14 protein-coding genes are annotated in these 13,333 nt (G+C 65.1%); 6 read left to right on the forward strand and 8 right to left on the reverse strand.

The features are described 5' to 3' along the window. Positions 1 to 20: 20 nt before the first annotated feature. From ACY8GK_RS09355 to ACY8GK_RS09380, 6 genes are all read right to left on the reverse strand, one after another. Positions 21 to 1,439, reverse strand: coding sequence for an amino acid permease (locus tag ACY8GK_RS09355; protein ID WP_196181024.1), 1,419 nt, complete (start codon positions 1,437 to 1,439; stop codon positions 21 to 23). Positions 1,440 to 1,741: 302 nt separating this feature from the next. After that, positions 1,742 to 2,833, reverse strand: a complete 1,092-nt coding sequence (gene rluB, locus ACY8GK_RS09360; RefSeq protein WP_462402875.1) for a 23S rRNA pseudouridine(2605) synthase RluB — start codon at positions 2,831 to 2,833, stop codon at positions 1,742 to 1,744. Positions 2,834 to 2,975: 142 nt separating this feature from the next. After that, positions 2,976 to 3,779 carry an SMC-Scp complex subunit ScpB gene (gene scpB, locus ACY8GK_RS09365; RefSeq protein ID WP_462402876.1) on the reverse strand — a complete coding sequence of 268 codons (804 nt, stop codon included), beginning with the start codon at positions 3,777 to 3,779 and terminating at the stop codon, positions 2,976 to 2,978. Between the two features lie 22 nt (positions 3,780 to 3,801). Then, complete coding sequence (locus tag ACY8GK_RS09370; protein ID WP_462403007.1) at positions 3,802 to 4,500, reverse strand: segregation and condensation protein A; 699 nt, start codon at positions 4,498 to 4,500, stop codon at positions 3,802 to 3,804. A 122-nt stretch (positions 4,501 to 4,622) separates the two neighbouring features. Continuing rightward, positions 4,623 to 5,252, reverse strand: a complete 630-nt coding sequence (locus tag ACY8GK_RS09375) for an L-threonylcarbamoyladenylate synthase (RefSeq protein ID WP_196181087.1) — start codon at positions 5,250 to 5,252, stop codon at positions 4,623 to 4,625. A 13-nt stretch (positions 5,253 to 5,265) separates the two neighbouring features. Continuing rightward, positions 5,266 to 6,126, reverse strand: a complete 861-nt coding sequence (locus ACY8GK_RS09380; RefSeq protein WP_196181030.1) for a PHP domain-containing protein — start codon at positions 6,124 to 6,126, stop codon at positions 5,266 to 5,268. A 69-nt stretch (positions 6,127 to 6,195) separates the two neighbouring features. On the opposite strand from ACY8GK_RS09380, the gene ACY8GK_RS09385 reads away from it, so the two are divergent. From ACY8GK_RS09385 to ACY8GK_RS09405, 5 genes are all read left to right on the forward strand, one after another. Next, positions 6,196 to 6,801 carry a septation protein A gene (locus ACY8GK_RS09385; protein WP_196181032.1) on the forward strand — a complete coding sequence of 202 codons (606 nt, stop codon included), beginning with the start codon at positions 6,196 to 6,198 and terminating at the stop codon, positions 6,799 to 6,801. Position 6,802: 1 nt separating this feature from the next. Beyond that, positions 6,803 to 7,102 carry a YciI family protein gene (locus ACY8GK_RS09390; RefSeq protein ID WP_196181034.1) on the forward strand — a complete coding sequence of 100 codons (300 nt, stop codon included), beginning with the start codon at positions 6,803 to 6,805 and terminating at the stop codon, positions 7,100 to 7,102. A 51-nt stretch (positions 7,103 to 7,153) separates the two neighbouring features. Then, the gene (locus ACY8GK_RS09395; protein ID WP_196181036.1) at positions 7,154 to 7,831 is read left to right on the forward strand and encodes a response regulator transcription factor; all 678 of its coding nucleotides are present in this window, start codon (positions 7,154 to 7,156) and stop codon (positions 7,829 to 7,831) included. A 154-nt stretch (positions 7,832 to 7,985) separates the two neighbouring features. Further along, the gene (locus tag ACY8GK_RS09400; protein ID WP_196181037.1) at positions 7,986 to 8,402 is read left to right on the forward strand and encodes a Spy/CpxP family protein refolding chaperone; all 417 of its coding nucleotides are present in this window, start codon (positions 7,986 to 7,988) and stop codon (positions 8,400 to 8,402) included. A 69-nt stretch (positions 8,403 to 8,471) separates the two neighbouring features. Beyond that, entirely contained in the window at positions 8,472 to 9,809 is a 1,338-nt protein-coding gene (locus tag ACY8GK_RS09405) for a sensor histidine kinase (RefSeq protein ID WP_462402877.1), read from the forward strand. Between the two features lie 217 nt (positions 9,810 to 10,026). Here the strand turns inward: ACY8GK_RS09405 and ACY8GK_RS09410 are convergent, their stop codons facing one another. Then, positions 10,027 to 10,596 carry a nitroreductase family protein gene (locus ACY8GK_RS09410; RefSeq protein WP_462402878.1) on the reverse strand — a complete coding sequence of 190 codons (570 nt, stop codon included), beginning with the start codon at positions 10,594 to 10,596 and terminating at the stop codon, positions 10,027 to 10,029. A gap of 187 nt (positions 10,597 to 10,783) precedes the next feature. On the opposite strand from ACY8GK_RS09410, the gene ACY8GK_RS09415 reads away from it, so the two are divergent. After that, on the forward strand, positions 10,784 to 12,238 hold the full coding sequence (locus ACY8GK_RS09415; RefSeq protein ID WP_196181040.1) for a TrkH family potassium uptake protein: 1,455 nt from the start codon (positions 10,784 to 10,786) through the stop codon (positions 12,236 to 12,238). Here ACY8GK_RS09415 and ACY8GK_RS09420 read toward each other — a convergent pair. Further along, positions 12,195 to 13,256, reverse strand: a complete 1,062-nt coding sequence (locus ACY8GK_RS09420) for an AraC family transcriptional regulator (protein WP_462402879.1) — start codon at positions 13,254 to 13,256, stop codon at positions 12,195 to 12,197. The genes ACY8GK_RS09415 and ACY8GK_RS09420 overlap by 44 nt on opposite strands. Between the last annotated feature and the right edge of the window lie 77 nt (positions 13,257 to 13,333).

The raw sequence follows: 13,333 nt of genomic DNA on the forward strand, positions 1-13,333 counted from the left end.
AGCGACTCGCCGGCGCGTCGTCAGTCGCTCGAGGCGCCTGGCGCAACGCCGGCCCGGAGCTTGCGCGCATGGCTGACCCGGTAGCACAGGTACATGACCACCAGCCATACCGGAATCGCATAGACCGAGACCTGGATGCCCGGGATCTGCAGCATGATGCCGAGGATGAGCACCACGAAGGCCAGGCACAGGTAATTGCCCAGCGGGTACCACAGCGCCTTGAACAATGGCTGGCGCCCGGTACGTTCGAGATGCTGGCGGAACTTGAGGTGCGAATAGCTGATCATCGCCCAGTTGATGACCAGCGCCGCGACCACCAGCGACATCAGCAGCTCCAGGGCATCGTGCGGCATCAGGTAGTTCAGCAGTACCGCCACCACCGTCACCGCGGCAGACACCAGGATCGCGCGCACCGGAACGCCACGCCGATCGACCCTGGCCAGGCCGGCCGGCGCATCGCCCTGCTCAGCCATGCCGTAGAGCATCCGTGCATTGCAGTAGGTGCCGCTGTTGTATACCGATAGCGCGGCGGTGAGCACGACGAAGTTGAGCAGGTGGGCAGCCACGTCGCTGCCAAGCAGCGAGAAGACCTGCACGAACGGACTGCTGGCATAGCTGCCTCCCGCCGCGTCGATGCTCTTGACCAGGCTGTCCCAGGGCGTCAGCGACAGCAGTACCACCAGCGCACCGATATAGAAGATCAGAATGCGGTAGATGACCTGGTTGATGGCCTTGGGAATCACCGTCCTTGGCTGGTCGGCCTCGGCCGCGGTGAAGCCGAGCATCTCCAGGCCGCCGAAGGAGAACATGATGATCGCCAGCGCCATGACCAACCCACCGAAGCCGTTCGGGAAGAAGCCGCCATGTTCCCAGAGGTTGCTCACCGAGGCTTCGCTGCCGCCGCGTCCGCTGACCAGCAGGTAGCTTCCCAGGGCGATCATGCCGATGATGGCCAGGACCTTGATGATCGCGAACCAGAACTCCGCCTCGCCGAAGACCTTGACGTTGGCCAGGTTGACGGCATTGATCAGCACGAAGAACACCGCGGCGGTCACCCAGTTCGGTATTTCCGGCCACCAGTAGTGAATGTACTTGCCGACCGCGGAAAGCTCCGACATCCCGACCAGGATGTACAGCACCCAGCAGTTCCAGCCGGACAGGAAGCCTGCGAAGCCGCCCCAGTAGCGATGCGCGAAATGGCTGAAGGAGCCGGCCACCGGCTCCTCGACGATCATCTCGCCCAGCTGGCGCATGATCATGAAGGCAATGAAGCCACAGATGGCATAGCCGAGGATCATCGACGGCCCGGCGGACTTCATGACCCCGGCCGAACCGAGGAACAGGCCGGTGCCGATGGCACCGCCCAAGGCAATCAGCTGAATGTGGCGGTTCTTCAAGCCGCGCTTGAGTTCGCCGGAAGGCGTGTTTTGTCCATTCATGAACGGAGTCACCCTGCTTCTAGCTGTGACAGAATCGGACCCACCGCGCCTGGCGCGGCGGAATGAGCAAGGTGGGCTACCTTGGGTTTCCCGCGGCGACTCGACCGGAGGCCGGCGGGAATGTGCGATATGCGATGAGGCTCACAGGTAAAACGCGGCGCACTGTATACCCCTGCCCAGGCGCGGGCGTCAACGCGTTGCGTATTTTCCCGGTCGAAATCGGATTGTTCCGGTGCCGACCAGGTTGCCTGGCCGACGCTATCCAGGCCAGCCAGGCAACTGCCCGGCTGGCGCTGCCTCGATCAGTCGCGCGGCTTGTTGCGCCCGCCACCGGCAGGCTTGCCACCGTCTGGACGACCGCCGGAGGGCCGGCCACCCTCGGGGCGCGCCGGACGCTTGCGCATGTCGCCTGGTCGCTCGGCCACGGTGCTGCTTCGCCCCCCCTTGCGCGGCGCCTCTTCCCGCGCCTGGCGCGCCGGCCGCTCGGCTGCGGCCTCCTGCGCCGGACGCAAGGTCCGCGCACGCTCGTTGCGCCCCAAGGGACGGGTCGACTTGCGCTGCAGGCGTTCGAGCTTGTCCTTGGTCTTGAGGTTCATCGCCGGCAAGGCGACTGGCTGCAAGCCGACCTCGGCAGAAAGAATGTCGATTTCACCCTGGCTCATTTCCCGCCAGCGGCCCATCGGCAGGTCGGCATTGAGGAACACCGGCCCGAAACGCACCCGCTTGAGGCGGCTGACCACCACGCCCTGGGACTCCCAGAGGCGACGCACCTCGCGGTTGCGGCCTTCCATCACCACGCAGTGGTACCAGTGGTTGAAGCCTTCGCCACCGGGCGCTTTCTGGATGTCGGTGAACTTGGCCGGGCCGTCCTCGAGCATGACGCCGTCGGTCAGGCGCTTGAGCATGTCGTCGTCGACCTCGCCCCGCACCCGTACCGCGTATTCGCGGTCCATCTCGTAGGAAGGATGCATCAGACGGTTGGCCAGCTCGCCATCGGTGGTGAACAGCAGCAGCCCGGTGGTGTTGATGTCCAGGCGACCGATATTGATCCAGCGGCCTTCCTTGGGACGTGGCAGGCGATCGAACACGGTCGGACGCCCCTCAGGGTCGTCGCGCGTGCAGATTTCGCCGTCGGGCTTGTTGTACATGATCACCCGGCGCACGGACTCGGCCGCTTCCTCGCGCTTGATCAGCTTGCCATCCACGGCAATGGCGTCATGCAGGTCGACACGCTGGCCCAGCGTGGCCTCGACACCGTTGACCTTGATCCGACCCTGGCTGATCCAGGCCTCGACATCGCGACGCGAGCCGACGCCGATACGCGCCAGGACCTTCTGCAGCTTTTCGCCGGCAGGTCGAATAGGTTGGTTTTCTTGCAGGTCGTTGTCACTCATCTGGGCACCTCCCGGTGTAAGGATCAAGACGTTGGCGACGACGAACGCGTCGCAGGGGCGCGCATCATACGCCGTTCGCGGGCCGAGCGCACCGCGACCTCGGGTTTTTTCCGGACAGGCGGCGCTTGCCGGCAAGCCAGCTTCAGTCGCGCGGCAATGACGACTCCACTTCGTCCTCCAGCAGGGCTTGCTCCGATTGCGCTGCACTATCCAGGGGTTCCTGGCGCAGGTCGTCGAAATCGACCTTCAAGCCCTCTTCCATGGCATCGAGCTCCACCAGCAAGGTGCGGAAACTGGTTTCCTCACGCCCCTCGGGCAGTGCCTCCTGGTCCTCGGCCAGGCTGGCGTCGGCCAGGGCCTGCAAACGCTCCGGAACCGGCGCGTCCTCTTGCTCGAGCAGCGGCTCGGGCTCCAGCTCGCGAAGCTCGGCCAGCGCCGGCAGCTCGTCCAGGCTCTTGAGATTGAAGTGGTCGAGAAACGCCTTGGTGGTGGCGAACATGGCCGGACGCCCGGGCACTTCGCGGTAGCCCACCACGCGGATCCACTCGCGTTCGAGCAAGGTCCGGGTGATGTTGCTGTTGACCGCGACGCCACGCACCTCTTCGATCTCGCCGCGGGTCACCGGCTGGCGATAGGCGATCAGCGCCAGGGTCTCGAGCAAGGCTCGCGAATAACGCTGCGGACGTTCCTCCCACAGACGTCCGACCCAGGGCGCATAGACCTCGCGAATCTGCAGGCGGTAGCCGGTCGCCACCTCCTTGAGTTCGAAGGCTCGCCCGCTGCACGACTTGGCCAGCAGCTCCAGGGCCTTGCGGAATACGTTCGGGGCCGGCCGTTCGGCCTCCTCTAACAGCTCGTACAAGCGCTCGAGCGATTGCGGCTTGCCCGAGGCCAGCAGGAAAGCTTCGATCAGCGACGCCAGGTCGCGCGGTTCGTTCAGGTTCATGATTGCCAGACTGCTCGTTGCGTCACTCGGTGCGGGCCCGGACATGGATGGGCGCGAAAGGCTCATTCTGCACCAGTTCGACGAGCGATTCCTTCACCAGTTCGAGAATCGCCATGAAGGTGACCACTACCCCGAGCTTGCCTTCGTCCGCCGTGAACAGCTGGCCGAACGGTACGAAGCCGTTGCCCTCGAGGCGCTCGAGCACATCGCTCATGCGCTCGCGGGTCGACAAGGTCTCGCGGGTGATCTGGTGGCTTTCGAACAGGTCGTTGCGACGCATCACCTCGGCCATGGACAGCAGCACTTCTTCCAGGCTGACCTGCGGCAACAGCTTGCGCACCTTGGCCTGGGGCGCCTCCAGACGCGGCACGATGATCTCGCGGCCGACCCGGGCGAGACCGTCGAGGTCCTCGGCCGCCGCCTTGAAGCGCTCATACTCCTGCAGCCGACGAATCAGTTCGGCGCGCGGATCGCCCTCGTCCTCCTCGGCAGTGGCGACACGCGGCAGGAGCATGCGTGACTTGATCTCGGCCAGCATGGCGGCCATGACCAGGTACTCGGCGGCCAGCTCCAGGCGCACGCTCTTCATCAGCTCGACATAGCCCATGTACTGACGGGTGATTTCCGCCACCGGAATGTCGAGGATGTCGATGTTCTGCTTGCGGATCAGGTACAGCAACAGGTCCAGCGGACCTTCGAAGGCTTCCAGGAAGACTTCCAGCGCATCCGGCGGGATGTACAAGTCGACCGGCAACTCGGTGAGCGCCTGGCCATAGACCAGGGCCAACTGCAGTTGCGCCGGCTCAGCCTGGCTGGCCAGGGCCTCAATGCCCTGCGCCTCGCTCATGCGGGCGCCAGGAACGGCGCGGGGTCGCCACAGCCGACGCGAATCACCTCTGGCCGCTCGTCGGCCAGGTTGATCACCGTGGACGCCTTCAGGTCGCCAAAGCCGCCGTCGATGACCAGGTCGACCTGGTGCTCGAGCCGCTCGCGGATCTCGTAAGGATCGGTCATCGGCTCCTCGTCTCCCGGCAGGATCAGGCTGACGCTCATCAACGGCTCGCCCAGTTCGGCCAGCAGCGCCAGGGTGATGGCATGATCCGGCACGCGCAGGCCGATGGTCCGGCGCTTCTCGTGCAGCAGCAGGCGCGGCACCTCGCGGGTGCCGTTGAGAATGAAGGTGTAGGGCCCCGGCACATGGGCCTTGAGCAGGCGGAACGTCCCCGTGTCGACCTTGGCGTACAAGCCCAGCTGTGACATGTCGCAGCACATCAGCGTGAAGTTGTGGTTCTTGTCCAGCTGGCGCAGGCGCCGAACCCGTTCCACGGCGCTCTTGTCGCCGATCTGGCAACCCAAGGCATAGGCCGAATCGGTGGGGTAGACCACCACGCCGCCCTTGCGAATGATGTCCACGGCCTGGCGGATCAGCCGTGGCTGCGGGTTCTCCGGATGGATCTGGAAGAATTGGCTCACATGCTCGTCCTGTTCATGGCGTAATTGACTGGTCATGGCTGAATCGGCGCCAGAGCGGCGGCAGATCCTCGGGCAAAGGTCGGTAGGCACCGATCTCGCCCCAGGTGCCGGGACCATGGAAGTCACTACCGGCACTTGCCAGCAGACCGAACTCGCGGGCGAGGATGGACAGCGTGCCTACCTGCTCGGCCGGCATCATCCCGTTGACCACTTCCAATGCCTGTCCGCCGGCCTGGATGTAGTCGGCGACCAGGCGTCGACGCTTGCTGCGCGTCAGCTCATAGTGCATGGGATGCGCCAGGCTCACCCAGGCATTTGACCGACGCAGCACCGCAACGGTTTCCTCGAGCGTGGGCCAGTGCAGCTTGACATCGCCCAGCTTGCCGGCGCCCAGCCATTTGCGAAACGCTTCGGCGCGATCCTTGACGTGGCCGGCACGCACCAGGAATTCGGCGAAATGCGGGCGCGCCGGCGCGTTGCCACTGTCTCCCAGCGCCTGCTGGATGCTTCGGGCGCCCTCCAGCGCACCGGGCATGCCCTTGGCCGCCAGGCGCCGATCGATTTCCTCGGCGCGCAGCCAGCGGCCGCGATGCAGCTTTTCGACGGCTTCGAGCAGGGGCGGGGCGTCGAGCGCGAAGTCGTAGCCCAGCACATGGATGGTAGCGCCACCCCAGGTACAGGACAGCTCGACCCCGCTGACCCAGTGCAAGCCCAGCGCAGTGCAGGCCTGGCGGACCTCGACGAGGCCATCGAGGGTATCGTGGTCGGTCAGCGCCAGCATGCGCACCCCGTGCTCGTGGGCCCTGGCGGCCAGCGCGGTAGGTGTCAGCGCGCCATCGGAGGCCGTGCTGTGACAGTGCAGATCAAGATTCATGGGGGGGAGCGCTTTCGCCTGGATCGATGTTTGTTATTATGCCGCCACATCCTGCTTCTGGCTGCCACTGTGAAACAATTCATCGATTTCATCCCGCTGCTGCTGTTCTTCATCGTCTACAAGCTCGATCCACGCCTGGTGGAGCTTGCCGGCCACGATTTCGAGCTCGGCGGCATCTACAGCGCCACCAAGGTGCTGATCGGCAGCTCGCTGATCGTCTACGGCGCGCTGTTCCTGCGCCAGCGCAAGCTGGAGAAAGGTCAGTGGCTGACCTTGGTCGCCTGCCTGGTGTTCGGCGGCCTGACCCTCGCGTTCCACAGCGAAACCTTCCTCAAGTGGAAGGCTCCGGTGGTCAACTGGCTGTTCGCCCTGGGCTTCGGGGCCAGCCACTTCATTGGCGATCGGGTGCTGATCAAGCGCATCATGGGCCATGCCTTGACGCTTCCCGAACCGGTCTGGCTGCGCCTGAACGTGGCGTGGATCCTGTTCTTCCTGTTCTGTGGCGCGGCGAACCTGTTCGTGGCCTTCACCTTCGAGCGCTTCTGGGTCGATTTCAAGGTCTTCGGCAGCCTGGGCATGACCGTGCTGTTCCTGGTCGCGCAGGGCGTCTACCTGTCGCGCCACCTGCATGACGCTACCTCTACCCCGCCGTCCACCCCAAAGCACGAGGACTGACATGCTCTACGCCATCATCGCCAGCGACGTCGAAGGCTCGCTGGAAAAACGCCTGGCCGCTCGCCCGGCCCATATCGAGCGCCTGCAGCAACTCAAGAGCGAGGGTCGGGTGGTCCTGGCTGGCCCGCATCCGGCCATCGACAGCAACGATCCCGGCGAGGCGGGGTTCAGCGGCAGCCTGATCGTCGCCGAATTCGAATCATTGGCCGCGGCCCGTGCCTGGGCCGAGGCCGACCCTTACGTCGCCGCGGGCGTCTACGACCAGGTCGTGGTCAAGCCGTTCAAGCAGGTCCTGCCCTGAGCTTTCCGGCGGCGCCCGCCCCCGCGCCGCCCATGTCGTCCCGAGTGAGTCATGAGCGACCTGTTACTGATTGATGATGACCAGGAACTGTGCGAGCTGCTGGGCAGCTGGCTGACCCAGGAAGGGTTCTGCGTGACGGCCTGCCACGACGGCCAGGGCGCACGCCAGGCATTGGCCAGCCAGGCGCCTGCCGCCGTGGTGCTGGACGTCATGCTTCCGGATGGCAGCGGCCTGGAGTTGCTCAAGCAACTGCGCAGCGAGCATGCCGACCTGCCGGTGCTGATGCTTTCGGCGCGCGGCGAGCCACTGGACCGCATCCTCGGCCTGGAGCTGGGGGCCGACGACTACCTGGCCAAGCCCTGCGATCCGCGCGAACTGACCGCGCGCCTGCGGGCAGTGCTGCGCCGCAGCCACCCGGTGACCACGCCCAGCCAGCTCGAAGCAGGCGACCTGGCCTTCAGCCCGGCCCGCGGCGTGGTAGCCATCGAGGGCCGCGAAATGACCCTCACGCTTTCGGAAAGCCGCATCCTCGAAGCCCTGCTGCGCCAGCCCGGCGAACCGCTGGACAAGCAGGCGCTGGCCCAACTTGCCCTGGGCCGCAAGCTGACCCTGTACGACCGCAGTCTGGACATGCATGTGAGCAACCTGCGCAGGAAGATCGGCCCGCACCCTGACGGTCGCCCGCGGATAGTCGCATTGCGCAGCCGCGGCTACTACTACAGTCCCTGAGCCACACGCAGGAGCGTATCGGCACCGCGTTCAGCTGGAAGCTTGCAACTTGCAGCTCTTTACCAAGGCTTTACCTAGCGCTGACCGCCCTTGACCTTGGTTTCCCTAGACTGGGCTCATCCGGTGGACGCCGGCCCATGAAAGGAGAAACATCATGCGCAAGACCCTTACCGCCCTGCTGTTCGCCGCCGCCCTGCCAACCGTGGCCATGGCCATGCCTGAAGGTGGTCCACGCCACGAAGGCCCCCATCACCGTGGTGCCGCGCCGTTCGCCCAACTGGACCTGAGCCCCGAGCAGCGCCAGCAGGTCGGCAAGCTGATGGGCGAGCAGATGAAAGCACGCCGCGACATCACCGAGCGTTACCTGGACAAGCTGCCAGCAGGCGAGAAAAAGGCCATGAAGGACGAAATCAAAGCCAGCCGCGACAAGACCCAGGCTGACATTCGTGCCTTGCTCAAGCCTGAGCAGCAAAAGAAGTTCGACCAGCTGGAAAAGGAGCGCGCCGCGCGCAAGGCCGAGTGGCAGGAGTTCCAGGCCTGGAAGGCTGAAAAAGCCCGCAAGGCCCAGTAAGCTATCTGCCCCGCGCCCGACCCGCCTCCTGGCGGGTCGGGCTGTTTCCGTTCGTTGGAGGTGCATGCCTTGCGTTCATTGTTCTGGCGCATCCTGGCCAGCTTCTGGCTGGCCATCGCCCTGGTCGCCGGCCTGTCGATCCTGCTTGGCCACATGCTGAACCAGGATGCCTGGATTCTCAGTCGCCACCCTGGCCTGAACACCCTGGCCAGCCGCTGGACCCAGCACTACGAACAGGAAGGCCTGGCCTCGGCGCAACGCTTCCTGGAACGACGCAAGCATCGCTACAAGATCGATGTTCAGGTACTCGACGACAGCGGCAAGGCCGTGGTGCCAGGCACCTTCCCACATCGGGCGGCAGCGTTCGAGGCGCGCCAGCACAATGACCAGCGGCGCCTGCCCTGGCGCCGCCTGACCGAGGAATACACCAGCCCCTACAGTGGCGAGAACTACCTGCTGATCTACCGCATCCCCCACCCGGAACTGGATGCCTGGCATCGCGACAGCCTGATCTGGCCATTGAGCGCGTTGGGTATCGCGCTGGTCGTGCTGACCCTGTTCAGCCTGCTGGTGACCTTGTCGATTACCCGCCCGCTCAGTCGTCTGCGCAGCGCCGTGCATGACCTGGGCCAGACCAGCTACCAGCAGACTAGCCTGGCCCGCCTGGCCGACCGACGCGACGAATTCGGCGTACTGGCCACCGACTTCAACAAGATGGGTGCCCGGCTGCAAAGCCTGATCGGCAGCCAACGCCAGCTGCTGCGTGACGTTTCCCACGAGCTTCGTTCGCCCCTGGCGCGGCTGCGCATAGCCTTGGCCCTGGCCGAGCGCGCCGAGCCCGAACAGCGTCAGGCGCTCTGGCCGCGCCTGACACGCGAATGCGACCGTCTCGAAGACCTGATCAGCGAAATCCTCGAACTGGCTCGGGTAGACGCCGAACAGGCCCACGCCGAACCGATCGACGTCAATGCCCTGCTCGGCAGCGTGCGCAAGGACGCTCAGCTCAGCGCACCAGACCAGGACATCCGCCTGGAAGCCGAGCCTGGCCTGGTGCTGCAAGGCTGGCCGACGCTGCTCGAGCGCGCCATCGATAACCTGGTGCGCAATGCCTTGCGCTTCAACCCGCCGGGGCAGCCGATCGAAATCGGTGCACATCGTGAAGAGCAACGGATCGTGCTGAGCGTGCGCGACCATGGCCCTGGCGTGGCAATCGAGCACTTGTCACAGCTGGGCGAACCTTTCTTCCGCGCACCCGGACAGACGGCAACCGGCCACGGCCTGGGGCTGGCCATCGCCCGCAAGGCAGCGGAGCGACACGGGGGTAGCCTGGCGTTGAACAACCATCGCCAAGGAGGTTTTCTGGCGCGGCTGGAGTTGCCTGTGGCGGGAGGTTCTGCAGGACAGTGAGGTGTCTGCGCTGACTCTTGTCCGGCAGATCGCGGCCCACCAGGCCGCCAACGCTCTACCCTCGATGGCACGGCTGTGGGAGTGGCCGCAGGGCCGCAATGGGGCGCAAAGCGCCCCGCACTACCAACGAGGAAAAGAGTATTGTCTGCCAGATCCTGAGGCCGCCGCGCGGTCCATCGCGGCAGGTCCAGGCCGCGGCGGTGGCCGCTCCGATCGTTCAGCCGTGGCCCTGCTCGCCCCACGCCTTCACATAATCTCCGGTCGCCAGCACTGGCGCCTTGCGCGGCTCGGTGGCTGGGGTGCCGAGATACAGATAGCCGATCAGCTCTTCGTTGTCCTGCAAGCCCAGCCCGCTCGCCACGTGTGCGTCGTATGCCATGTCGCCGGTACGCCATACCGCGCCGATGCCCTGTGCATGCGCCGCGATGAGAATGCCGTGGGCTGCGCATCCAGCCGCCAGGCGCTGCTCGGACAGCGGCACTTTGAAATGCGCCTGCGGGCGAGCAATCACCACGATCAGCAGCGGTGCGCGCAAGGGCATGGCACGCGCCTTGTCCAGCGCAGCCTGGCTGGCCTCGCCCTTCTGGCGCAGGGCCTCGGCGAACAGCTCACCGAGCCTGTCACGCCCGGCTCCTTCGATGGTGAGGAAGCGCCAAGGACGCAACTGGCCATGATCCGGAGCGCGCAACGCCGCCTGGAACAGTGCCTCGCGCTGCGCGGCATTCGGCGCCGGATCAGTCAGGCGTGGAACGGAAACGCGGTTGAGCAGTGCATCGAGAGCCTCCACGGGCTACCCTCCTGGCATATGGATGTGCGGCCATTCTCAAGGCGTGAGCTTCGAGCTGCAAGCAAGAGCAAGAGCGGATCGACGCTGGGACTCCACTTGCGGCTCGCGGCTCGAAGCCTGCGGCTTGCAGCCGCCGATCCCGAGAGTAGAATGGCGCCCTTCCCCGTTGCGAGTCAGAGCAGTTCACATGGCGTTGCCGACCATCAGGATCATCGCGTTCATCATCGGCATCTTCCTGATCACCCTGGCAGTGAGCATGGTCGTGCCCATGGCGACCTTGCTGGTCTTCGAGCGCACCGGCGACCTGCCCTCGTTCCTCTGGTCGAGCCTGCTCACCTTCGTCGCAGGGCTGGCCATGGTCGCCCAGGGTCGGCCCCAACATGTGCACCTGCGCCCTCGCGACATGTACCTGCTGACGGTCTGCAGCTGGCTGGTGGTCTGCGTGTTCGCCGCCCTGCCGTTCCTGTTCACCCAGCACATCAGCTACACCAACGCCTTCTTCGAAAGCATGTCCGGCATCACCGCCACAGGCTCGACCGTGCTCAGCGGGTTGGACAACCTGTCCCCCGGCATCCTGATGTGGCGTTCGATGCTGCACTGGCTCGGCGGCATCGGCTTCATCGGCATGGCCGTGGCGATCCTGCCGCTGCTGCGCATCGGTGGCATGCGCCTGTTCCAGACCGAATCCTCCGATCGCTCGGAAAAGGTCATGCCGCGTTCGCACATGGTCGCCAAGTCGATCGTGCTGGTGTACGTCGGCATCACCATCGTCGGTAGCCTGGCCTTCTGGTGGGCGGGCATGTCGCCGTTCGACGCCATCAATCACGCCATGTCGGCGATTTCCACCGGTGGCTTTTCCACCTCCGACCTGTCCCTGGCCAAGTGGGACATTCCCGCCGTGCACTGGGTCGCCGTGGTGGTGATGATTCTCGGCAGCCTGCCGTTCACCCTGTACGTGGCCACCTTGCGCGGCAATCGCTGGGCGCTATGGCGCGACCAGCAGGTGCAGGGGCTGCTCGGGCTACTGGTGGCGACCTGGGTGGTACTGGGCAGCTGGTACTGGCTGACCACCGACCTGCCTTGGCTCGATGCCCTGCGTCATGTCGCGCTTAACGTGACCTCGGTGGTCACCACCACCGGCTTCGCCCTCGGCGACTACAGCCTGTGGGGCAATTTCTCGCTGATGTTCTTCTTCTACCTGGGCTTCATCGGCGGCTGCTCGGGCTCGACCGCGGGCGGTATCAAGATCTTCCGTTTCCAGGTGGCCTACATCCTGCTCAAAGCCAACCTCAACCAGCTCATCCATCCACGCGCGGTGATCAAGCAGAAATACAACGGTCACCGCCTGGACGAAGAAATCGTACGTTCCATCCTCACCTTTTCCTTCTTCTTCGCCATCACCATTTGCCTGATCGCCTTGCTGCTGTCATTGCTGGGCGTCGACTGGATGACCGCGCTGACCGGCGCGGCCAGTACCGTGTCCGGGGTCGGACCAGGGCTGGGCGAGGTGATCGGGCCGGCGGGCAACTTCTCGACTCTGCCAGATGCGGCCAAGTGGATACTGGCCGGCGGCATGCTGCTAGGCCGCCTGGAAATCATCACCGTGCTGGTGTTGTGCATGCCGGCGTTCTGGCGTCACTGAACACGGCGGGAAGGCCTGCCAGGCGCGCCCGATATTCGCTGGGCGTGGCATCGAACCAGCGGCGGAACGCCCGGTAGAAGTTGCTCGGGTCGGCGAAGCCGAGCAGGTAGGCGGTCTGCAGCAGGGTCATGCCAGGTTGCGCAAGATACTGTTCTGCCAGCTCGCGTCGGGTATCGTCGAGCAACGCCTGAAAACTGGTGCCCTCCTCCTGGAGCCGTCGTTGCAAGGTGCGCTGCGACATGTGCAGGGCCTGGGCCACCAGTTCCCGCTTGGGCTCGCCCTGAGGCAGCACACGACACAGCACCTGGCGGGCACGGTGGGTCACCCGGCTACCGGAAAACCGCGCCAGGTATTCACCGGCGAAGCGATCATGCAGCGTGGCCATGGCTTCGTTGGCCGTCGGCAACGGCGCCTCCATGTCCTGCGGATCGAAGATCAGCGCGTCGTGGGCAGCGCCAAAGACCAGTGGCGCACGGAAAACCGCGCGGTAGGGTTCGACATCGCGTGGCTGCGCGCCCCGGATGAAGACCTTGCGTGGCGCCATTGCACGTCCACTGAGCCAGCGGCACAGTGACAGCGCGCAAGCCAGCGAAGCCTCGGCGCTGTGTCGGGTGGGTGGCAGGTGGTCGCCGTAGACGCTGAGCACCAGCGCATAACCTTCCGGCTCCAGGCCGAAGGTCAGGTCGGAGCTTTCCGCAATGATGCGCTGGTAACGCACCAGGCGCCTGAACCCCTCGGCCAAGGTCCGGCTGGACATCAGCGCATAACCGACCACATGAAATGACGCCGGGCGCACCAACCGAGCCATGTTCAGGCCGATGGCCTGGTTGCCCGACAGTTCTTCGGCGAGCATCCACAGGCGCGTCAGGGAGTCCTGCGTGAAGCGGGCGTCAGGATCGTCCAGGGCGGAGAAGTCCAGGCCCAGCCTGCGGAACATGGCTTGGCAGTCGAGCCCTTCGAGCTCCAACGCCTTGACGATACCGGAAGCCCAGCTGGCTGACGTGGTTCTTTCGCTCATGACCGGTTTCCGCGCTGGCCGCTAGGGTGGTTGCCTGCAAAGGATACTCAATTGGCGCCTATTGTCACTGTCGATGC

This window comes from Pseudomonas sp. Marseille-QA0332 (assembly GCF_054950175.1).